Annotated in this window: 18 protein-coding genes; 9 read left to right on the forward strand and 9 right to left on the reverse strand. The window is 62.4% G+C overall.

Translation table 11 applies throughout. From position 1 onward, the window contains the following. The first annotated feature begins 7 nt into the window (after nt 1-7). Nucleotides 8-1858, forward strand: coding sequence for a SurA N-terminal domain-containing protein (locus tag EA795_RS04930; RefSeq protein ID WP_014852925.1), 1851 nt, complete (start codon nt 8-10; stop codon nt 1856-1858). Between the two features lie 162 nt (nt 1859-2020). On the opposite strand, the gene fabI is transcribed toward EA795_RS04930, so the two are convergent. The 8 genes from fabI to gloB form a co-directional block, all read right to left on the reverse strand. Beyond that, complete coding sequence (gene fabI, locus EA795_RS04935; protein ID WP_014852924.1) at nt 2021-2815, reverse strand: enoyl-ACP reductase FabI; 795 nt, start codon at nt 2813-2815, stop codon at nt 2021-2023. Further along, nucleotides 2796-4439, reverse strand: coding sequence for an ABC transporter ATP-binding protein (locus EA795_RS04940; RefSeq protein WP_014852923.1), 1644 nt, complete (start codon nt 4437-4439; stop codon nt 2796-2798). Before EA795_RS04940 ends, fabI begins: the two co-directional genes overlap by 20 nt. A gap of 1 nt (nt 4440) precedes the next feature. Further along, entirely contained in the window at nt 4441-5460 is a 1020-nt protein-coding gene (locus EA795_RS04945; protein ID WP_014852922.1) for an ABC transporter permease, read from the reverse strand. A gap of 1 nt (nt 5461) precedes the next feature. Further along, entirely contained in the window at nt 5462-6535 is a 1074-nt protein-coding gene (locus tag EA795_RS04950) for a microcin C ABC transporter permease YejB (RefSeq protein ID WP_014852921.1), read from the reverse strand. A gap of 2 nt (nt 6536-6537) precedes the next feature. Next, a complete protein-coding gene (locus EA795_RS04955) occupies nt 6538-8430 on the reverse strand; it encodes an extracellular solute-binding protein (protein WP_014852920.1) in 1893 nt (630 codons plus the stop codon). Next, nucleotides 8427-10256 (reverse strand): extracellular solute-binding protein, encoded by a 1830-nt coding sequence (locus EA795_RS04960; protein ID WP_122076043.1) that lies wholly within the window; start codon nt 10254-10256, stop codon nt 8427-8429. Before EA795_RS04960 ends, EA795_RS04955 begins: the two co-directional genes overlap by 4 nt. A gap of 245 nt (nt 10257-10501) precedes the next feature. Continuing rightward, nucleotides 10502-12055, reverse strand: a complete 1554-nt coding sequence (locus EA795_RS04965; protein ID WP_080586033.1) for a lytic transglycosylase domain-containing protein — start codon at nt 12053-12055, stop codon at nt 10502-10504. Between the two features lie 100 nt (nt 12056-12155). Next, nucleotides 12156-12935, reverse strand: coding sequence for a hydroxyacylglutathione hydrolase (gloB, locus tag EA795_RS04970; protein WP_014852917.1), 780 nt, complete (start codon nt 12933-12935; stop codon nt 12156-12158). A gap of 160 nt (nt 12936-13095) precedes the next feature. Between gloB and EA795_RS04975 the strand changes: the two genes are divergently transcribed. The 7 genes from EA795_RS04975 to nudC all read left to right on the forward strand — a co-directional run bounded on the left by EA795_RS04975 (nt 13096) and on the right by nudC (nt 21068). Then, nucleotides 13096-13851 carry a class I SAM-dependent methyltransferase gene (locus EA795_RS04975; protein ID WP_014852916.1) on the forward strand — a complete coding sequence of 252 codons (756 nt, stop codon included), beginning with the start codon at nt 13096-13098 and terminating at the stop codon, nt 13849-13851. A 20-nt stretch (nt 13852-13871) separates the two neighbouring features. Then, entirely contained in the window at nt 13872-14324 is a 453-nt protein-coding gene (gene rnhA, locus EA795_RS04980) for a ribonuclease HI (RefSeq protein WP_014852915.1), read from the forward strand. 126 nt (nt 14325-14450) lie between these two features. Continuing rightward, nucleotides 14451-15203: a DNA polymerase III subunit epsilon gene (dnaQ, locus tag EA795_RS04985; RefSeq protein ID WP_014852914.1), complete on the forward strand. Its 753-nt coding sequence runs from the start codon at nt 14451-14453 to the stop codon at nt 15201-15203. Nucleotides 15204-15278: 75 nt separating this feature from the next. Then, complete coding sequence (locus EA795_RS04990; protein ID WP_122075895.1) at nt 15279-17531, forward strand: Orn/Lys/Arg family decarboxylase; 2253 nt, start codon at nt 15279-15281, stop codon at nt 17529-17531. 171 nt (nt 17532-17702) lie between these two features. Beyond that, a complete protein-coding gene (locus tag EA795_RS04995) occupies nt 17703-18515 on the forward strand; it encodes a crotonase/enoyl-CoA hydratase family protein (RefSeq protein WP_122075897.1) in 813 nt (270 codons plus the stop codon). Nucleotides 18516-18552: 37 nt separating this feature from the next. Then, nucleotides 18553-20235: a FimL-related protein gene (locus EA795_RS05000; RefSeq protein ID WP_122075899.1), complete on the forward strand. Its 1683-nt coding sequence runs from the start codon at nt 18553-18555 to the stop codon at nt 20233-20235. Beyond that, nucleotides 20235-21068, forward strand: a complete 834-nt coding sequence (nudC, locus tag EA795_RS05005) for an NAD(+) diphosphatase (RefSeq protein ID WP_014852910.1) — start codon at nt 20235-20237, stop codon at nt 21066-21068. Before EA795_RS05000 ends, nudC begins: the two co-directional genes overlap by 1 nt. On the opposite strand, the gene EA795_RS05010 is transcribed toward nudC, so the two are convergent. Beyond that, nucleotides 21036-21818 (reverse strand): TSUP family transporter, encoded by a 783-nt coding sequence (locus tag EA795_RS05010; RefSeq protein WP_122075900.1) that lies wholly within the window; start codon nt 21816-21818, stop codon nt 21036-21038. The genes nudC and EA795_RS05010 overlap by 33 nt on opposite strands. A 175-nt stretch (nt 21819-21993) precedes the next feature. Between EA795_RS05010 and EA795_RS05015 the strand changes: the two genes are divergently transcribed. Further along, a complete protein-coding gene (locus EA795_RS05015; protein WP_058076832.1) occupies nt 21994-22641 on the forward strand; it encodes a hypothetical protein in 648 nt (215 codons plus the stop codon). Nucleotides 22642-22773 lie beyond the last annotated feature (132 nt).

Below are 22773 nucleotides of genomic sequence, written 5' to 3' on the forward strand. Positions count from 1 at the left end.
GGGACGCATGCTTCAGAACATCAGGGACAATTCACAAGGCTGGATTGCCAAAACCATCATCGGCATCATCGTCGTTCTGTTGGCGTTGACGGGGTTCGAGGCGATTTTCAATTCCTCGGGTAATGCCCGAAACGCGGCTGAGGTCAATGGCGAGGAGATTTCGCTGGATGAGCTCAACCAGGCGGTAAACATGCAGCGCCGACAGCTGATGCAGCAGCTGGGCTCGGATTTCGACGCCTCGCTGTTCGATGACAAGCTGATGCGTGATTCCGCCCTTGGTGCGCTGATCGACCGAACCCTGCTGTTGCAGGGGGCTCGGGATGCCGACTTCGCATTTTCCCAGGCTGCTCTGGATCAGCTGATCCTGCAGACCCCGGAATTCGCCGTCGATGGTGTGTTCAACGCGGCTCGCTTCGACCAGGTCATCCAGCAGATGGGCTATACGCGGATGCAGTTCCGCCAGTTGCTCGAGCAGGAGATGCTCATCGGCCAGTTGCGCGCGGGGATATCGGGATCGGGTTTCGTTACCGATCAGCAGATCGAGCGCTTCGCTCAGCTGGAGCGCCAGACGCGCGATTTCGCCAGCATCACCGTCGCGGCGGACAGCAGTGCGGTGCAGGTCAGCGATGAGGAAGCTCGCCAGTATTACGAAGCCAACACCGAACGTTTTCGTTCGCCTGAGCAGGTCGTGCTGGAATACGTGGAGCTGAACAAGGAGGCTTACTTCGACGAGGTCGACGCGTCGGAAGAAGAGCTGCAGGAGTTGTATCGCCAACAGATCGGCAATCTGGCCGAACAGCGTCGCGCTGCGCATATCCTCATCGAGGTGGATGGTACAAGCGATGCCGAGGCCAAGGCCCAGCTGGAGGAGATTGCCGCTCAACTGGCAGCCGGTGGGGATTTCGCCACCTTGGCCAAGGAGCACTCCGATGATCCCGGTTCGGCCAACGAGGGGGGAGACCTGGGCTATGCCGGTCCGGGCGTTTACGATCCGGCATTCGAAGATGCGCTCTATGCGCTGAAGGAAGGCCAGGTGTCTGCGCCGGTACGTTCGGAGTTCGGCTGGCATCTGATCAAGCTGCTGGGTGTGCAATCGCCCGAAGTGCCGAGCTTCGAGAGCATGAAGCCGGAGCTGGAGCGTGAGCTGAAAGCACAGCAGGTCGAACAACGCTTCGTGGAAGTGACCAAGGAACTCGAGAATCTGGCTTTCGAATCAGCCGACCTGGAGCAGCCTGCGCAGGAGCTCGGTCTGACCGTCAAGACCACGGAGCCCTTCGGGCGCGAGGGTGGTGAAGGCATCGCAGCCAATCGTCAGGTCATTCAGGCAGCCTTCAGTGATGAAGTGCTGATGGATCGTGCCAACAGCAGTGTGATCGAACTCGATCCGGATACCGTCGTTGCCGTGCGTATCAAGCAGCACCTCGAGCCTGAAGTGCAGGCGTTCGAAACAGTGCGCGATGGTATTTTCGAGCAGCTGCAGCACAGCAAGGCCGCCGAGCAGGCACGTAGCGAAGGCGAAAAGCTGCTGGCAACGCTCCGTGAAGGTGGCGAGGTCGAAGGACAATGGCAATCTGTCGAGGCGGCAACCCGGGGCCAGGACGGCGTCGCACCGGCCGTGTTGCAGACAGTGTTCCGGATGCCCAAACCCGAGGGTGAGAGCTCCACCTTCAGTGGCGTGACGCTCGCCTCCGGCGATTATGTGGTGATTCGCCTGAATGGCGTCAGCGAACCGGATGGCGAACTGAGCGCCGAGGAGAAGCAGAACTACCGCCGCTTCCTGGCTTCGCGCAGCGGCCAGCAGGATTTCGCGGCCTATCGCGAGAAGCAGCACGCCGAGGCCAAGATAGAGAGGCTTTGACGGCAAGTTGAGAGCCATAGGAAAAGCCCCGTTCAGCATGCTGACGGGGCTTTTTTCATGAAGCGGTTCTGCTGACGTAGCAGACGGCCTCGGCTCTCGCGACATAAGAAAGCCCCGTGCAGCTTGCGCTGCCGGGGCTTTTGCGTTGACGAAATCTGGTGTTCAGTCTTCGATCGCGCCCATCGCGGTGGTGTTGAAACCACCGTCGACGTAGAGGATTTCCCCACTGATGCCGGAGGCCAGGTCGGAGCAGAGGAACGCGCCGGCGTTACCGACTTCTTCGATGGTCACGTTGCGGCGCAGCGGTGTCTGCTTCTCATTGGCCGCGAGCATCTTGCGGAAGCTCTTGATCCCGGATGCGGCGAGCGTACGGATCGGGCCGGCGGAGACGGCGTTGACGCGGGTGCCTTCCGGGCCAAGGCTGCCGGCCAGGTAACGCACGCCGGCTTCCAGACTGGCTTTGGCCATGCCCATGACGTTGTAGTTGGGCATGGTGCGTTCGGCGCCCAGGTAGGAGAGGGTGAGGATGGAGCCGTTACGGCCCTTCATCATCGGCCGGCCTGCCTTGGCCAGGGCCACCAGGCTGTAGGCGCTGATGTCGTGGGCGATCTTGAAGCCTTCACGGGTGGTGACTTCCGTGAAATCGCCGTCGAGCTGATCGCCAGGGGCGAAGCCTACCGAATGCACGATGCCGTCCAGGCCATCCCACTTCTTGCCCAGCTCTTCGAATACCTTGACGATGTCCTCATCGTTCGCCACGTCGCAGGGGAAGCAGAGTTCCGGACCGGAGCCCCAGCCTGCGGCGAATTCTTCGACGCGTCCCTTGAGCTTGTCGTTCTGGTAGGTAAAGGCCAGCTCAGCGCCCTCGCGATGCATGGCCGCAGCGATACCCGAGGCAATCGACAGTTTGCTGGCGACGCCGACGATCAGTACGCGCTTACCGGTAAGAAAACCCATGTGCTTGTCCCTCTTCTGGTTGTTCAGGTGCCGGCGCCAGAAAGGCGGACTCCAGCAACTGCTGTGTATACGGATGTTGCGGGGCGGCGAAGATGGCCTCGGCCGCACCCTGTTCCACTACCTTTCCCTGCTTGACCACCATCATCTGGTGACTCAACGCCCGTACCACAGCCAGGTCGTGGCTGATGAACAGGTAGGTCAGGTTGTACTTGGCCTGCAGCGAGCGGAGTAGCTCGACGACCTGCCGTTGCACGGTTCTGTCCAGCGCGGAGGTCGGTTCGTCCAGCAGGATCAGATCCGGCTTGAGTACCAGCGCCCTCGCGATGGCTATGCGCTGCCGCTGCCCACCGGAAAACTCGTGGGGGTAGCGGTGGCGGCTCTCGGGATCCAATCCCACCTCCATCAGCGCATCGATGATTGCCTGCGCTCGTTCCTCCGGGCTGCCCATCCGGTGGATGTCCAGTCCTTCACCGATGATCTGGCCCACCGACATGCGTGGACTCAGGCTACCGTAGGGGTCCTGAAACACCACCTGCATCTGTCGACGCAACGGCCGGATCCTTCGCTGCGACAAATCCTCCAGCGCTTGTCCCTGGAAGCGGATCTCTCCGCGGCTGGACAACAACCGCAGGATGGCCAGCCCCAATGTCGACTTGCCCGAACCGCTTTCACCCACGATACCCAGCGTCTGTCCCTTGGGCAGGCTGAAGTCGACGCCATCCACTGCCTTGATGTGATCGACGGTGCGCCTGAGCACGCCTTTCTTGATCGGAAACCAGACACGCAGATCTTTCACTTCCAGCAATGGCGGGGCGGCCTCGACCGGCACCGGACCTCCGCTGGGTTCGGCGCCGAGCAGTTCCTGAGTATAGGGATGCTCCGGCGCACGAAACAGTTGTTCGCAGGATGCCTGTTCGACGACACGACCGCGCTGCATGACACATACGCGATGCGCGATGCGTCTGACCAGGTTCAGATCGTGACTGATCAGCAGCAACGCCATGCCCAAGCGCTGCTGCAATTCCTTGAGCAGTTCGAGGATTTTCAGCTGCACCGTCACGTCGAGCGCCGTGGTGGGCTCGTCGGCGATCAGCAGCTCGGGTTCGTTGGCCAGCGCCATGGCGATCATCACCCGCTGGCGCTGACCGCCAGACAATTCATGAGGATAGGCGCGGATGCGCTTGCGAGGCTCGGGTATGCCCACCAGTTCCAGCAGTTCCAGCGTGCGTGCGGTGGCGGCCCGGCCACGCAGCCCCTTGTGCAACTGCAGGACCTCGTTGATCTGCATGCCGACGGTATGCAGCGGGTTGAGCGAGGTCATCGGCTCCTGGAACACCATGGCGATGCGGTTGCCACGGATGCGACGCATGTGCTTTTCGTCGCTCTGCAACAAGTCATGCCCACCATAGGTGATGCTTCCGGCCGGATGACGAGCCAAGGGGTAGGGCAGCAGCCGCAGGATGGAGTGGGCGGTCACCGATTTGCCGGAACCGCTTTCGCCGACCAGGGCCAGGGTTTCGCCCTTGCGAATGTCGAAGCTGACGCCCTCGACCACGCGCTGGGTCTGCTCGCCGCTGACGAATTCCACGGCGAGGTTGCGAACCTCGATCAGATTGTCAGCCATCTTATTTCCTTGGATCGAAGGCATCGCGTGCAGCCTCGCCGATGAACACCAGCAGCGTCAGCATCACGGCCAGGACGACGAAGGCGCTGATGCCCAGCCACGGTGCCTGCAGGTTGGCTTTGCCCTGTGCGACCAGCTCACCCAGGGACGGCGCGCCCGGCGGCAGACCGAAGCCGAGGAAATCCAGCGCGGTCAGGGTGCCGATCGCACCGGTGAGGATGAACGGCATGAAGGTCATGGTCGAAACCATCGCGTTGGGCAGGATATGCCGGAACATGATGGCGCCGTTCTGCATGCCGAGCGCTCGCGCCGCACGCACGTACTCCAGGTTTCGTCCGCGCAGGAATTCGGCGCGGACCACGTCCACCAGACTCATCCAGGAAAACAGCAGCATGATGCCCAGTAACCACCAGAAGTTCGGTTGCACGAAGCTGGCGAGGATGATCAGCAGATAGAGCACCGGCAGGCCGGACCAGATTTCCAGCACCCGTTGCCCGATCAGATCGACCCAACCGCCATAGAAGCCTTGCAGGGCGCCGGCGATGACGCCGATGACCGAGCTGATCAGCGTCAGCGTCAGCGCGAACAGCACCGAGATACGGAAGCCATAGATCACCCGTGCCAGCACGTCACGGCCCTGATCGTCGGTGCCGAGCCAGTTGTCCAGCGATGGCGGGCCTGGCGCGGGGACCTGCAGGTCGTAATTGATGCTGGAATAGTCGAAGGGAATCGGCGGCCAGATCATCCAGCCGCCTTTCGCCTCGATCAGCTCCTGGATGTAGGGGCCCTTGTAGTTGGCCTGCAGCGGGAACTCGCCGCCGAAGGTGGTTTCGGGATAGCGCTCGAATACCGGGAAATACCAGCCGCCATCGAAGCGCACCACGATGGGCTTGTCGTTGGCGATGAGTTCCGCGCCCAGGCTGAGCACGAACAGCGCGAGGAAGATCCACAGCGACCACCAGCCGCGCTTGTGGGCCTTGAACAGGGCGAGCCGGCGCTGATTGAGCGGAGTCAGTTTCATCTCAGGCCTCCCTGCTTTCGAAGTCGATGCGCGGGTCGACCAGCGTATAGGTCAGGTCGCCGATCAGCTTCACCACCAGGCCTAGCAGCGTGAAGAGGAAGAGGGTGCCGAACACCACGGGGTAGTCCCGATTGATCGCCGCTTCGAAGCTAAGGAGGCCAAGGCCGTCCAGTGAGAAGATCACCTCGATCAACAGCGAGCCGGTGAAGAACATGCCGATGAAGGCCGCCGGGAAGCCGGCGATGATGATCAGCATGGCATTGCGGAACACATGTCCGTAGAGCACGCGATTCTTGCTCAGGCCCTTGGCGCGTGCGGTGATGACGTATTGCTTGTTGATTTCGTCGAGGAAACTGTTCTTGGTCAGCAGGGTGAGGGTGGCGAAGTTGCCAATCACCAGCGCGGTGACCGGCAGCGCCAGGTGCCAGAAGTAATCGATGAGCTTGCCGGCGAAGCTCAACTCCTCGAAGTTGGCGGACGTCAGCCCGCGCAACGGAAACCAGTTCCAGTAGCTGCCGCCAGCGAACAGCACGATCAGCAGGATGGCGAACAGGAAGGCCGGGATTGCATAGCCGACGATGATCGCCGAACTGGTCCAGACATCGAAGGCGCTGCCATGCCGCGTCGCCTTGGCGATTCCCAGCGGGATGGAGGCCAGGTACATGATCAGAGTGCTCCACAGCCCCAGCGAGATCGATACCGGCATCTTCTCGATGATCAGGTCGGTGACCTTGGCATCGCGGAAGAAACTCTCGCCGAAATCCAGGCGCAGATAATTGCTGAGCATGATCCAGAAGCGTTCGGCAGGCGGCTTGTCGAAACCGTAGAGGCGCTCGATCTCCGCCACCAGGTCGGGGTCGAGCCCCTGTGCGCCGCGGTAGTTGGTGCCGGCCATGGCAACTTCCGATCCTCCGCCGGCGATGCGGCTGGTGGCGCCCTCGAAACCCTCCAGTTTGGCGATGGCCTGCTCGACCGGCCCGCCGGGCGCGGCCTGGATGATGAGAAAGTTGATCAGCAGAATGCCGAAAAGGGTGGGGATGATCAGCAGCAGGCGCCGGAAGATGTAAGCGAGCATGCTCAGCGCTCCGCCTCGGTGTCATCCGGCGCGATCGCTGGCGCAGGGACGCCGGCTTTCTCGGCCTTCTGCGCTTCTGCCGGGTCGGCGGCAGGGGTGGCGGCATCGGGTTTGCGCCACCAGGTCATCAGGCCGATGTCCTGTCGCGGCGTAACGGTCGGATGTGCGAGATGGTTCCAGTAAGCCACTCGCCACGACTTGATATGCCAGTTGGGCACCACGTAATGCCCCCACAGCAGCACACGATCCAGCGCACGGGTGTGGGTGATCAGCTCCTGGCGTGAATCGGCGGCGATCAGCCCCTCGACCAGTGTGTCGATCGCCGGGTCCTTGAGACCGATGAAATTGCGGCTGCCGGGGTTGTCCGCGCTGGTCGAATGCCAGAAACCGCGCTGCTCGTTGCCGGGCGAGCTGGACTGGCTGAAGCCGCTGACGATCATGTCGTAATCACGTGAGCGCAGCCGGTTGATGTACTGCGAGACATCCACCCGGCGAATCTCCAGTTCGATGCCCAGGTCCGCGAGATTGCGCTTGTAAGGCAGCAGAACCCGCTCGAACTCGGCCTGCACCAGGAGAAACTCGAGCTTCACCGGCTTGCCTTCGGTGTCGACCATTCGATCGTTCTCGATTTTCCAGCCAGCCTCGGTAAGCAGCCGATAGGCCTGGCGCATCTGCTCGCGGATCACGCCGTTGGCCTCGGTGCGGGGCAGTTCGAACGGCTTTTCGAACACCTCGTCCGGGATGGTGCCGCGCAACGGCTCCAGCACCTTGAGCTCGTCCTTGTCGGGCAAACCGGAGGAGGCGAGTTCGGAATTGTCGAAATAGCTGCGGGTTCGCGTATAGGCGCCGTTGAACAGCTGACGGTTGGTCCACTCGAAATCGAAGAGCAGACCCAAGGCCTCGCGTACTCGGCGGTCAGCCAGGTGCGGGCGTCGAATGTTGAGGACGAAGCCTTGCATGCCGGCCGGATTGTGATTGTCGATTTCCTCGCGAACGATGCGGCCATCTTTCACCGCGGGGATGTCATAGGCGGTCGCCCAGCTCTTGGCGGTGCGTTCTTCCCAGAAATCGAAATGCCCGGCCTTGAAGGCCTGCAGCGCCACGGTGTTGTCGCGGTAGTAGTCGAATGTCAGGTGGTCGAAATTGTAGAAACCGCGGTTCACCGGCAAGTCCTTGCCCCAATAGTCCTCGACGCGTGCATAGCGAATTGTGCGCCCGGCCTGGACGCGCTCCACGCGGTAGGGGCCGCTGCCCAGCGGTGGCTCCAGGCTTCCCGAGGTGAAGTCGCGTTCGGCCCACCAGTGGGCGGGCAGCACGGGGAACTGGCCGAGAATCAATGGCAGTTCGCGGTTACCGGCATGCTTGAAGTCGAAGCGTACCCGGCGAGGGCTTTCGGCGACGACTTCCTCCACATCGGCATAATAGGCGCGGTAGTGCGGCGCGCCTTTCGCCAGCAGGGTCTCGAAAGTGAAGACAACGTCCTCGGCCGTTACCGGCTCACCGTCATGAAAGCGCGCCTCGGGACGCAGATGAAAGCGAACCCACTCGTTGTTCGGGCCTTTCTCGATTTTCTCGGCGAGCAGACCGTAGACGGTGAATGGCTCATCCATGCTGTTGGTGGTCAGGGTGTCGTAGATCAGGCCGATTCCGTCCGCGGCAACCCCCTTGTTGATGAAGGGGTTGAGCGAATCGAAGCTGCCAAAGCCGGCCTGGCGCAAGGTGCCGCCCTTCGGCGCGTCGGGGTTGGCGTAGTCGAAATGCTGAAAGTCGGCCGGGTATTTGGGTGCCTCCCCGTACAGGGTCAGTGCATGACGAGGTGCTGCCTGGGCCGTCGCGGCCAGGCAGAACAGCAGAATACCGGCGTGCAGAATGGGCCGCACAATGCGATGGGTCATTGGTGCTTCTCCAGGTCCTTCAGCCACCAGGCGTTCAGCCCCAGCGTGTAGGGCGGTGTGCCGACGTGGGCGAATCGGTTGCGGTACGCCAGGCGGTGGTGATCGATGAACCAGTTTGGAATGGTGTAGTGATTCCATAGCAGCACGCGGTCGATGGCTCGCGAGGCGGCTACCTGTTCGTCGCGGGTCTGCGTGGCGAGCAGCTTCTCCAGCAGTTCGTCGACGATCGGATTGGCGATACCGGCATAGTTGCGCCCGCCTTTCACGTCGACCTGGCTGGAGTGGAAGTAAAGCCATTGTTCGATTCCGGGGCTCAGGCTCTGCCCCAGCGTTGCGAGGATCATGTCGTAATCGTACTGGTCCAGGCGCTGCTTGTACTGCGCGCTGTCTACTGTGCGCAGATTCGCCCGGATACCGACGCGGGCCAGATTCTCTACGTAGGGCTGAAGGATACGCTCCAGTCGCGGGTTTACCAGCAGGATTTCGAAGCGCAGAGGGCGGCCTTTTCTGTCGGAAAGGCCGTTGTCCGTGAGCTTCCAGCCGGCTTCGGCGAAAAGCGCCAGGGCGCGGCGCAGAGTGGCTCGTGGAATGCCCCGACCCTCGGTTCGCGGCAGATGGAAGGGTTCGGTGAATACCTCGGGAGGCAACTGCTTGCGATAACGAGAGAGCAGCAACCACTCGGCGCCTTCAGGCAGCCCGCTGGCGGTGAAGTCGCTGTTCGGGTAGTAGCTTTCGCTGCGTCGATAGGCCTCGTAGAACAGTGCCCGATTGGTCCATTCGAAATCGAACAACAGCCCCAGCGCCTCGCGAACCCTGATGTCGGAAAAGGTCTCGCGGCGCCCATTCATGAACAGTGCCTGGGTCTGGGTCGGAATCTGGTGCGGGATGCTCGTACGAATCACGTCCCCTCGCTGCACGGCGGGAAACTGGTAGCCGTTGGCCCAGTTCTTGGCCTGGTGCTCGATGTAGAAATCGAATTCGCCGACCTTGAACGCTTCGAAGGCCACTGTGCTGTCGCGATAGAACTCCACCTCGACCCGGTCGAAGTTGTACTTGCCGCGGTTGACCGGCAGATCGGCGCCCCACCAGTTGCTGACGCGCTCGAACACCACCTGCCGGCCTGGCTGCACTTTGCTGATGCGGTAAGGGCCGCTGCCCAGGGGCGGCTCGAAGGTGGTGGCCTTGAAGTCGCGGTCCTTCCAGTAGTGTTGCGGCAGCACGGGCAGTTCGCTGAGGCGCAGGATAAGCAGCGAATCGTTGGCCGTCTCGAATACGAAGCGAATGCGGTGGCGGTTGAGGATATCGACGCGGCGCACCCCTTGCAGGCCCGTTCGGTAGCGTGGATGACCGTCCTTGAGCAGCAGGCGATAGGAGAAGGCGACATCGTAGGCGGTGATCGGCTGGCCATCGTGAAAACGGGCCGAATCGCGCAGGTTGAAGACGATCCAGCTGCGGTTGTCCGCGTACTCGATCGATTCGGCGATCAATCCGTAGGCCGAGGAAGGTTCGTCACCGGACGGATCGTAGATGCCGGTACCCACCATCAGGGGCTCGTTGAGTTCGCTGATACCGTACTGGAAGAAGCCCGGCGTGGCGCTGGGGCTCGTGCCCTTGAAGGTATAGGGGTTGAGCGTGTCGAAGGTGCCCGAAGCCATCAGGCGTACGACGCCGCCTTTCGGCGCATCGGGATTCACCCAGTCGAAATGGGTGAAATTCTGTGGGTACTTGAGGATGCCGAACTGCGCGTAGCCGTGACTTTCGCTGATAGCGGCAAACGCGGGGGAGCCCAAGGCCAGGCAGATCAACGGTAATAGGGCGGGTCGCATCAGATGGTGAATCCGATCCATGGCGCTTTCGGCTTTTCGGCCGAGTACAGTAACAGCTTGTATGGGCAGGAAAAAGCGCGGCCGTAGTGGACTGGTATCGCCTTGTTTCCAGTCGCAGGCAGGCGGAAGGAAATGATCCGACTTGCGCCGCCTGTGCTGGAGCGGCGGGGCCTCCGAGCGCCGGGCAGAGCTTGCTGCCTGGCTTGCCGCAGCGCCATCGGGTCGTGGCGCCGCAGCATGGCGGATCAGTGGGGCAGGTATAGCGTGAGCGTCTGCCCCGGCTTCAGCATGGAGCTGTCCATCGGATTCCAGCTACGCAGGTGATCGATGCCTACGTTGAAGCGCTTGGCGATCTGGTAGAGCGAATCGCCCTTCTTGACCTTGTAGTAGGTCGGAGCCGCCTTGGCGGTTGCTGCCTTCGGTGCCGGGCCCTGGAGAAACAGCGCCTGGCCGACCTTGAGGCTGCTGCCGGAGAGCTTGTTCCAGCTTTGCAGCTCATGAACCGTCACCTTGTGTGCCTTGGCGATATCCCAGAGATTGTCACCCTGGCGTACACGGTAGCTGCGCGGCGTCGACTGGCTGCGGGACACCGCATGGAGCAGTTCGCGCGACGAACCGCTGTCGGCAGGCTGCGGCAGGCTCAATAGCTGACCGATGCGCAGGTGATCGCCGTCGAGCCGGTTGATGTCGCGAATCACGTTGACCGACAGCCGGTGACGGTTGGCGATGGCACCCAGCGTATCGCCCGGACGAACCCTGTATTCTTGCCAGTTGACCAGTTCCTGAGGCTTCATCAGCGCCAGGTTGGCGGCGAGCATTTCCGCCTTGGCGGTCGGGATGAGCAGTTGCTGCGGGCCGTCGAGCGTGATGCGTCGGGTGAACGCGGGATTGAGTTGGTAGATTTCTTCTTCGTCCAGCTCCACCAGCGCCGCTACCCGGGCGAGGTCCATCTGGTGCTTGAGCGCCACGACTTCGAAGTAGGGCTCGTTGGCGATCGGGCTGAGGTTGATTCCGTAGGTCTCGGGTGCCTGTATCAATTGCGACAGGGCCAGCAGCTTGGGCACGTAGTCGCGGGTTTCCTTGGGCAGCGGCAGGTTCCAGTAATCGGTCGGCAGGCCCCGCTTCTGGTTGCGCTCGATAGCCCGGCTGACGGTACCTTCGCCAGCGTTGTAAGCCGCCAGTGCCAGCAGCCAGTCCTCGTTGAACAGCCCGTGCAGATAGGTGAGATAGCGCAGCGCGGCGGTAGTCGATGCGGTGATGTCGCGACGCCCGTCGTACCAGCGGGTCTGTTGCAGATTGAAGTGCCGACCGGTGGAGGGGATGAACTGCCAGAGGCCGACGGCCTGTGCCGGCGAATAGGCGAAAGGATTGTAGGAGCTTTCGATGATCGGCAGCAGCGCCAGCTCGAGCGGCATGTTGCGCTCCTCGAGCTGCTCGACGATGTAATGGATGTAGGGAGCGCCGCGCTCGCTGACCATCTCGATGGATTCGGGGCGGCTGGCGAATACCAGTCGTTGCTGCTCGATGCGTGGGTTACTGCCCAAGTATTCCTGCAGCTTGAACCCGTCACGAACCCGATCCCAGATGTCCTGGTGGGCTTGCTTGGTGGGTTTTTCCATCAGCCAAAGAGTTTGCGCCGAACCGGCAAGAGGCGTGCTGGAGGCTGTCTGAGCCGATCCTGGCGCCTGCATGGCGGTGCTCTGGCAGCCGGCAAGTACGCTGAGGATGGCCAGTGTCAGGACCCGGCCGGAGGCTGCCAAGGCGTCCGGAAGAGGGCGATTCGAAGAGTCGGACGGCATTGGCTGGACGTTTCCCTTGGCGCAAAATTCGGGGGAGTGTAGGAATGCCGTCCGGACGGGTCAAGCAAACGAGCCGGTTTTGGGGAATGGTCGAGGTTCCTCAGAATCGATCCTTCCAGGCGCGAAGTGCCCGGAAAACCGCCTGTGGATTGTCCAGCGGCTTCTGGCTGTAGGCACTGGCGGCTGCGGCCACTGCCGTATCGTTGCTGCGCAGAAAGGGGTTGGTAGCCAGCTCGGTACGGATGTCCGAAGGCAGCGTGATGCGGTTGGCTTCGCGCAGGCGCGTCGCTTCGGCAAACCGCTCGGCGATGGCCGGGTTGGCGGGTTCCACCGCCTGCGCGAAGCGCAGATTGCTCAAGGTGTATTCGTGGGTGCAGTAGACACGTGTCTGCGCTGGCAACGAGGCAAGGCGTTGCAGTGAGTCGAACATCTGTTCGGCCGTGCCTTCGAACAGGCGGCCGCAACCGGCTGCGAACAGCGTGTCGCCACTGAGGAGCCAGGGGGACTGTGGATCATCGTGGAAATAGGCGATATGGCCGAGCGTATGCCCCGGCACCTCTATGACTTGCAGCTTGTGGCCGAGCACATCGACCTGCTGGCCTTCGACGAGGGCCACGTCCCTGGCGGGGATCTTCTCGTTCGCCGGGCCGACAACCCGTGCCCCGGTGGCCATTTTGAGCTGTTGCACGCCCCCCACGTGATCGTGATGGTGATGGGTGATCAGGATATCGGTCAGCTTCCAGCCCGGATGACTGTCGAGCCAGGCGCTGACCGGCGCGCAGTCACCAGGATCGACCACTGCACATTCCTTACGGCTGACATCCTGCAGCAGCCATATGTAGTTGTCGGTAAAGGCGGGCAAAGCATCTATCTGCAACATGTCGGCGGTCGCCAAGTCAGTGACAAAGGCGCATCCTAGGGTCTGTTCCTGTTTCGTCGCAAGCCGAAGGGCCGGTACGGAGCGGGAGTAGACCCTAAGGCCGGTCGAACCGAACCCATAAAGGTAGTCGTGCAGACCGGACCGATGAATGGAGTCGAGCATGAACCACGACCACAGTGCCAAGGCGGATGCCTGCTGGTTGTCCCTGATCGACGAGGCCAATGCCTGGTTCGAGGGGCCATTGGGCCAGCAGTTGCGCGAGCAGGAGCGGCGGGTGATCAAGGACGAGCTGGAGCGCTGTTTCGGCAGTTACCTGGTGCACTATGCGCCTTTCGTCGATGCGCCCATCGAATCGCAGAAGATCAAGCGCAGCGTGCGCCTGGGCGCGCCGATGCCTGGCGTCGAAATCATCTGCGAGGAGCAATCCTGGCCACTGACCGAGCATGCCGCCGATGTGGTGGTGCTCCAGCATGGCCTGGACTTCAGCCTGTCGCCGCACGCCGTGCTGCGTGAAGCGGCGCGTAGCGTCAGGCCGGGTGGGCACTTGCTGATCGTCGGCATCAACCCCTGGAGTGCATGGGGTGCGCGCCATCTGCTGTCCCGGGAGATCCTGCGCCAGGCGCATTGCATTCGTCCGAACCGTGTCGGCGACTGGCTCAACCTGCTCGGATTCGCGCTGGAGAAACGACGATTCGGGTGCTATTGTCCGCCGCTTTCCTCGGCCCGCTGGCAGAAACGCCTGACGCGGCTGGACATGATCGGCGAGCGGCTGCAGGCGCCCACGGGAGGCTTTTACCTGCTGGTGGCCCGCAAGCTGATGATCGGACTGCGGCCGTTGCGGCAGAACCGTCGGGAGCGGATGGGTAAGCTGCTGCCGCTGCCCGTGGCGAAAATCAGCCGTCGTGATGCTGAATAGAGAAGAGCTAAGAATTCCAGATGAGTGACGAGGCGGTCGAGATTTATACGGACGGTGCCTGCAAGGGCAATCCCGGGCCAGGTGGCTGGGGTGCGTTGCTGGTCTACAAGGGTGTCGAGCGCGAACTCTGGGGCGGCGAGGCGGAAACGACCAACAATCGGATGGAGCTGATGGCGGCGATCCGTGCGCTGGAAGAACTCAAACGGCCCTGCCAGGTTCGCTTGATCACCGATTCCCAGTACGTCATGCAAGGCATCAACGACTGGATGCCCAACTGGAAGAAGCGCGGCTGGAAAACGGCCGCTAAACAGCCGGTGAAGAATGCTGACCTGTGGCGCCTGCTGGACGAACAGGTCAATCGCCATCAGGTGACCTGGAAATGGGTGCGCGGGCACACCGGGCATCCCGGCAACGAACATGCCGATCTGCTGGCCAACCGCGGCGTGGTGCAGGCCAAGCGGCAACCCGTCTGACGGCGCCGGGGCAGCATTGAGCCCGCGCATCCGCAACTCGTAAACTCCCGACGATCCGGTTCGCCTGAAGCGCTCCCGAGTCAGACCAGGCCCACCTTCAATTCCGTTGCAAGAGAATCAAACACCATGCGTAGCGTCGTTCTCGATACCGAAACCACAGGCATGCCGGTCACCGATGGTCACCGGATCATCGAGATCGGCTGTGTGGAAGTCATCGGGCGCAAGCTGACCGGGCGGCACTACCACGTCTATCTGCAACCGGACCGGGAAGTGGATGAGGGGGCCATCGCGGTTCACGGCATCACCAACGAGTTTCTGGTCGACAAGCCGCGCTTTCGTGACGTGGCCGATGAGTTCTTCGAGTTCATCAAGGGCGCGCAGCTGATCATTCACAACGCGGCGTTCGATATCGGCTTCATCAACAACGAATTCGCGCTGCTGGGGCAGCAGGATCGGGCCGACATCGCCGACCACTGCTCGGTGCTCGATACGCTGTTGATGGCCCGCGAGCGACATCCAGGACAGCGCAACAGCCTGGATGCGCTGTGCAAGCGTTACGGCGTCGACAACTCGGGTCGCGATCTGCACGGCGCCTTGCTCGATGCCGAGATCCTGGCCGATGTCTTCCTGACCATGACCGGCGGGCAGACGCATCTTTCTCTGGCAGGCGAGGGGGACGACTCCAACGGCGGCCGCCAGCAGCCGACAGCGATCCGGCGCCTGCCGGCCAATCGTGTGGCTACCCGAATCATCCGCGCCAGCGATGACGAACTGGCCGCCCATGCGGCGCGTCTGGCGGCCATCGAGAAAGCGGCTGGCGCCGCGTCGCTCTGGGCTCAGCTGGAGCAGCCGATGGAAGCCGAGACGCAACCTGCCTGAGAGCGTTTCGGTGGTTTGCTTGGAGCTTGTGCATGAAGCTTCTACCCTGAAGGCAGGTGTCTTCAGGAATCCTCCATGTACAAAGACTTGAAATTCCCCATCCTTATCGTTCACCGCGACATCAAGGCCGATACCGTCGCCGGCCAGCGCGTGCGCGAAATCGCTGCCGAACTGGAGCAGGACGGTTTCCATATCCTGCCTACAGCAAGCGCCAGCGAAGGGCGCATCGTCGCGTCCACCCACCATGGCCTCGCGTGCATTCTCGTTGCGGCCGAAGGGGCGGGTGACAACCAGCGCCTGCTGCAGGATGTGGTTGGGCTGATACGCGTGGCCCGGCGCCGCGCGCCGCAACTGCCGATCTTCGCGCTCGGCGAGCAGGTTACCATCGAGAACGCGCCGGCCGAAGCCATGGCCGATCTCAACGAGCTGCGCGGCATCCTCTATCTGTTCGAAGATACCGTGCCCTTCCTTGCGCGGCAGGTGGCCCGGGCGGCGCGATCTTACCTGGAGGGCCTGCTGCCGCCTTTTTTCCGGGCGTTGGTCCAGCATACCGGCGACTCCAACTATTCCTGGCATACGCCCGGTCACGGCGGTGGCGTGGCCTTTCGCAAGAGTCCGGTGGGGCAGGCGTTCCACCAGTTCTTCGGCGAGAACACCCTGCGTTCCGACCTCTCGGTCTCGGTGCCTGAGCTGGGTTCGCTGCTCGATCACACCGGACCGCTGGCGGCCGCCGAGGCCCGGGCGGCACGCAACTTCGGTGCAGACCACACGTTTTTCGTGATCAACGGCACCTCGACGGCGAACAAGATCGTCTGGCATTCCATGGTGGCCAGGGGCGATCTGGTACTGGTGGATCGCAACTGTCACAAGTCGATCCTGCACTCGATCATCATGACCGGTGCGATCCCGCTCTATCTCACCCCGTCGCGCAACGAACTGGGCATCATCGGGCCAATCCCGCTGGAGGAGTTCAGCCGCGAGTCGATCCAGGCCAAGATCGATGCCAACCCGCTGACCCGTGGCCGACCCGCCAGGGTCAAACTGGCGGTGATCACCAACTCGACCTACGACGGCCTCTGTTACAACGCCAATCTGATCAAGCGCACGCTGAGCGACAGTGTGGAGGTGCTGCATTTCGACGAGGCCTGGTACGCCTATGCGGCATTCCACGAGTTCTACGACGGCCGCTACGGCATGGACACGCGCGAGCAGGGGCCGCTGGTGTTCACCACGCATTCGACGCACAAGGTGTTGGCCGCCTTCAGTCAGGCATCGATGATCCATGTGCTCGACAGCCAGACCCGTCAGCTGGATCGCGATCGCTTCAACGAAGCCTTCATGATGCATATCTCCACTTCGCCGCAGTACGGCATCCTCGCCTCGCTGGATGTGGCGTCCGCGATGATGGAAGGGCCCGCGGGCCGCTCGCTGATCCAGGAAACCTTCGACGAAGCGCTGAGCTTTCGCAGAGCCCTCAACAATCTGCGCCAGCATCTGGCGGCGGATGACTGGTGGTTCAGTATCTGGCAGCCCACATTTGCAGAGGATCCGGAAGCGCTGGTCACCCGTGACTGGCTGCTCGAGCCGGACGCCGACTGGCACGGTTTCGGCCATCTGGCCGAGGACTACGTACTGCTCGATCCGATCAAGGTCACGCTGGTGACCCCGGGCCTGACAGCTGCCGGCAGGCTGAGCGAGCGTGGCATTCCCGCCGCGGTGGTCAGCAAGTTCCTCTGGGAACGCGGACTGGTGGTGGAGAAGACCGGTCTCTACTCGATTCTGGTGCTCTTCTCCATGGGCATCACCAAGGGCAAGTGGAGCACCTTGCTCACCGAGCTGCTGGAGTTCAAGCGGCATTACGACAACAACGTCTCGCTGTGCGATGCGCTACCGGCGGTAGCCAGCGCGGGCGGCAGCGCATACGAGGGCATGGGGCTGCGCGATCTCTGCGACGCGCTGCATGCCTGTTACCGCGAAAACGCCACTGCCAAGGCGATGCGGCGCATGTATACCGCCTTGCCCGAACTGGCGATGAAACCAGCGGATGCCTACGACAAGCTGGTGCGTGGCGAGGTGGAAGCGGTGCCTATCGAGCAGCTGGAAGGGCGTATCGCGGCCGTGATGCTGGTGCCATATCCGCCGGGAATTCCGTTGATCATGCCGGGCGAGCGATTCACCTCCCAGACGCGCTCGATTGTCGATTACCTTGAGTTCGCGCAGAACTTCGCCAAGCGCTTTCCGGGGTTCGATGCCGACGTGCATGGGCTGCAGAGCGAGGCCGATTCCAACGGGCCGCGCTATACGGTCGATTGCATCCTGGGCGGTTGAAAAAGTATCCGGGGGTGGCGCTCATGTGCGAGGCCGTGGGCTGCATCACATCGTGGTGCAACCACTTTCAGCCGGCTGTTGTTATAGTTGCGCGGCTATGCGTCGCTGTATCTGGCGGGGCGTTGAACCTTGTGTTGCACCACGGTGCCTGCTGCTGTCGGGGATGAGAGCATGACTGAATACCAAGCCTTCCAGGTCGAACTGACGGGCAAGGTCGCCCATGTGGCGATCAATCGTCCAGAGAAGGCCAACGCGATGAATGCCGCGTTCTGGAGCGAGATCATCGATATCTTCCGCTGGGTCGACGAGACCGACGAAGTGCGCGTCGTCGTGCTGTCCGGTAACGGCAAGCACTTCTCGTCAGGCATCGACCTGCAATTGCTGGCTCAGGCCGCCAGCCAACTGGGCAACGACATCGGTCGCAACGCCGAACGGCTGCGACACAAGATCCTCAGCCTGCAGGCTTCGCTCAATGCCGTCGACCATTGCCGCAAACCGGTGATCGCAGCCATCCAGGGCTGCTGCGTGGGCGGTGCGGTCGACCTGATTTCCGCGTGCGACATGCGCTACAGCACGGCCGATGCGCAATTCTCCATCAAGGAGATCGACATGGGCATGGCGGCGGATGTGGGTACGCTGCAGCGCCTGCCTCGGATCATCGGCGATGGCATGATGCGCGAACTGGCCTATACCGGGCGCAATGTGAGCGGGGAGGAGGCACAGGCCATCGGTCTCGTCAACCGCACCTATGTCGATCACTCGGCGCTGATGGACGGGGTTTTCGCACTGGCCGCCGAGATTGCCGCCAAGTCACCGCTGGCCATCCGCGGGACCAAGGAGATGATTCGCTACATGCGCGATCACCGGGTCGACGATGGCCTCGAGTACATGGCGACCTGGAATGCCGCAATGCTGCAATCCGCCGACCTCAAGGTTGCCATGGCCGCCCACATGACCAAGCAGAAACCGGATTTCGCCGACTGATGCATCCTCTAAACGTTGCGCGGGAGGCGCGCTAGGCATGGTTACTGGAGCTACTTCACTCAGCCTGGTGCGGGACGAGCTGTTCGCGACCATGGAAGAGGCAGAACAGAGCCTCGAACATTTCATCATCGACCGGAACAATGGTGGCCTGTTGCAACAGGCGGTCGAGAATCTCAAGCAGGTTCGCGGCACCCTCAAGCTCGTCGAGCTGACCGGCGCCGAGCTCTTGGCCCAGGAAGTGCTGAACCTGGTCACGGATATTCCCGTCGGTGCGGGCGACGAGCGCGATGCCCAGCTCGCCGCACTGAGCAATGCGCTCTATGTACTGGGGCGTTATCTGGAAAGCGTCGATGCCAGCCGCCAGGAGATGCCCGAGCTGCTGCTGCCGCCGATCAATGCCCTGCGTCTTGCCGGTGGCCAGCCGGCGTTGCCGGAAAGCTTCTTCTTCAGCGTCCGCCTCGACCATGCGCGTCCACCGGTCGCCGTGGCGGTGCGTGAACCGGCTGCTCGTACGACGGAGGCCCGTCGTCTCAGACAGATGTATCAGGTCGGTCTGCTTGGCTTCATTCGCGAAGATAACGTACCGGCGAGCCTGAAACTGATGGGGCGCGCGTTCGCCCGGCTCGACATCCTCTTCGCCGATGCACCGGCCGGACGTCTGTGCTGGATCGGTAGTGCGGCACTCGAAGCCCAGCTGGATGGACAACTGCTGCCGCGTCAGTCGCGCAAGCAGTTGTTCTCCCGACTCGATCGCGAGCTGCGGCAACTGATCGGCAACCCTGCCTATGAACCGCCCCGCAGCCTGCTCAAGGAATTGCTCTATCTGGTGGCGCTGGCGGAAAGCTCGGGGCCGTTGGCCAGCCAGGTGCGCGAACTGTTCTCCCTCAGCCCCTTGCCCTTTACCGATCATCTGATCGAGGACGAGAGCCAGCGTCTGGCCGGTCCTGGGCAGGCGGTGATGCGTTCCCTGTCATCAGCCATTCGCGAAGAGCTTGCCAGCTGCAAGGATCTGCTGGATCTGATCGAGCGGAAGACGGCGCCAGCCGAATCCTATGCGACCCTGCATAGCCAGCTGGGCAAGCTGGCCAAGACCCTGGGCATGGTCGGCCTGTCTTCGGCCGCCAGCACGCTCCATGCCCAGCTGTCGGTGGTTTCGTCCTGGAGCAACGAGCAGTCGCCTGAACCTCAGGCCTTGCTGAGGTTGGCCGATGCCGTGCTCTATGTCGAAAGCATGGTCGCCAGCCTGGAACGCGGCGAGCGCCGGGAAGTGCGTCCGCAGCTCGCTCAACCCGGCCAGGAGGCCGAGGCCTTCGCCAGCCATCAGCTGACCGAAGCCTGCATCGTCGTGCTCGATGAGGCCACGGCCGGATTGGCTCTGGCCAAGCGGGCGATAACCGCCTATCTGGAATCCAACGGGGAAAAGCTGCATCTGGCCAATGTGCCGTTCAGCCTGATGGCCGTGCGCGGCGGCCTTCGCTTTCTCGAACAGGAGCGCGCGGCGGAGCTGATCGGTGCCTGCGCCGACTTCATCCAGAAACAGATGCTCGAAAGCGTGCAGATGCCGCCGGAGCAGATGCTCGAAACGCTCGCCGATGCCTTGACCAGCCTGGAGTACTACCTGGAAGGCGGCGCGCTGCTGCGTCGTGATGATTCGCGGGCCAGCGTGCTCGACCTGGCAAGCGAAAGCGTTCGCGCCCTGGGTATACCGGTCGCCGCCTGATGAGCCTGCGCTGGCAGCCCGCCATACTCGATCCGGCGAAGGAGGGCGGTTGGGCGCTGGTGCATTGCCAGCAGGGTTTCCTGATCGATCGTAATGGGGTGCTGTTTCCCCGGGACTGGCTGAAACGCCTGGATCTGCCTGTGCTGAGCGAGCAGGGACTGGGTTACTTCGACGGCGACGAGGTGTTCCTGCTGGAACTGGCGCATCCGGCCGAAGTGCCAGGTTCCGTCTGGCAGGGGCTTCGCCAGTTCATGTTGCAGGATGAGGATGCCGAGCGCTTTCGCATGCTCGGTTATGCGGCGCAGATCGGCACCTGGGTCAATCAGCATCGTTTCTGCGGCAGTTGCGGCCATCCCATGCGACAGCACCGTAGCGAACGTGCCATGCAGTGCGAAGGCTGCGGTATTCGACACTATCCGCGCATCTCGCCGAGCATGATCGTCCTGGTCACGCGTGGCGACGAACTGCTTCTGGCGCGCTCCCCGCGCTTCGCGCCCGGCGTCTACAGCACGCTTGCCGGTTTCGTCGAGCCGGGGGAATCTGCCGAGCAATGCGTGGCGCGGGAGGTGCACGAGGAAGTCGGCGTGTCCATCCATCCGCCGCGCTATATCTGTAGCCAGGGCTGGCCCTTCCCACATTCGCTGATGCTGGGTTATCACGCCGAGTACGCCGCCGGCGACATTGTCATGCAGCCGGAGGAAATCGAGGATGCACGCTGGTTCTCGATTCATGCGTTGCCGGGGCTGCCGGCGCCTCGCTCGATTGCCCGCTATCTGATCGAGCTTTATCTCGCGCAGCGATTAGGCCATCCCGAACCAATGCTGCCAGGCTAGACGTAGACTCATTGCAAGCACCACCAGGATGAAGATCGGGCGGATGAACCTCGAACCGCCCTGGATCGCGGTTCGCGCTCCCAGAAACGCGCCCGCCATCAGCGCCAGCCCCATGCCGATTCCCAGTACCCAGGCGACGTGTCCGCTGATGATGAACACCCCCAGTGCCGTGCCATTGCTGATGAAATTCATCGTGCGCGCCACGCCGCTGGCTTTGAGCAGGTCGAGCGGGTAAAGCAGCATGCTGCTGATCGTCCAGAAGGCTCCGGTGCCTGGCCCGGCGACACCATCATAGAAACCGAGCCCCAGGCTTTGCAGCCATTGCCGGCCACGGCCGAGTGTCATGTCGGAGCCGCTCGGTGGGCTGGGCATGCGGCTGAACAACAGGTACAGGCCGCAACCGAACACCACCAGTGGCAACAACTGGTTGAGCCAGTCCGCTGGCACCGCATGGGCCAGCCCCGCACCCAGCAATGCACCCAGAAACGTGCCGATCAGCGCGCGACGCCACAGCTTCGGCTCGAACAGCCGTCGACGATAGAAGGCGTAGCTGGCCGTTGCCGAACCGAAGGTGGCGCACAGCTTGTTGGTTCCCAATACCAGATGTGGCGGCAGTCCGGCGGTGAGCAGCGCCGGCAGGGTGAGCAGCCCACCGCCACCGGCGATGGCATCGATGAAGCCGGCCAGGAAGGCGACGAACAGGAGGATTCCCAGGGTGGTGGGTTCGATGGCGATTTCAAGGAGCGGCATGGAAGTTCTCGGCCTCGGCTAGCCGCGCATGATGCCCGGTTGCCAGCCGAACCGCCATGGATCAGGGGTTTCGCCTTTTCGGGAAATGTCGACTCGTGATCAATGTCCGAAGCCCGTACTGGCTGCGCAGACAGGCGCTGCGGATAATGCAGCGTCAATTTTCGGGGGCGCATGCATGCAATATCTGGGTCTGGCGGTGGCGATCGCAGTGGTGGGCCTGATTGTCCTGTGGATCGCACTGCGCATGCTGTTCGGTGGTAACTGGTTGCTGGGCTGGCTGCGTGGGACGACCGGATTGCTGGTGCTGGCCGCAGCGGCCTTGACCGGCCTGGTGGCTTGGGATGTCTGCACCTATCGCGCACTGCCAGAAGAAGCGCCTGTCGCCACGCTGAGCTTCGAAGCCGATGGCGCACAGCGTTATCAGGTGAGAATCGAACAGGGCGGGGAGGTGCGATTCGTCACCCTCGAGGGCGACCTTTGGCAGCTGGATGCACGCATCCTGCGCTGGAAGGGTGTCGCTACGCTGATCGGCCTCGAACCCGGTTATCGGCTGCACAAGCTTTCCGGGCGCTATCTCGCGGTTGAGCAACAGGATCAGGCGCGCTACGCGCAGGTCCTGCTGACGCAGAGCGCACTGGACGCCGATTTCTGGAGCTGGCTGCAAGCGTGCCAGTGCACCTCTCTCGTTCTTGAGGCTCAGCCACAGCGGGTGAGCTATATGCCGATCGCCGATGGTGCCGCCTACCGGGTCGAGATGACGCCGACCGGTTTGCTCGCTTCGCCTGCCAACCCTGCCGCGGAGCAGGCCTTGAAAGACTGGTGAATCAGCACGACGCGTAGATTGGATGGTTCCCATGCCCCAGCGTGGGAACCGGCGGACGCCGAATACCTTCTCACAGCGAGCCCACGCCGGAGCATGGGCTCGATCAATCATCAATCAGTAGCCGCCATAAAA

Origin of the sequence: Stutzerimonas nitrititolerans, from assembly GCF_003696285.1 — a bacterium.
GTDB classification, from domain to species: Bacteria; Pseudomonadota; Gammaproteobacteria; order Pseudomonadales; family Pseudomonadaceae; genus Stutzerimonas; species Stutzerimonas nitrititolerans.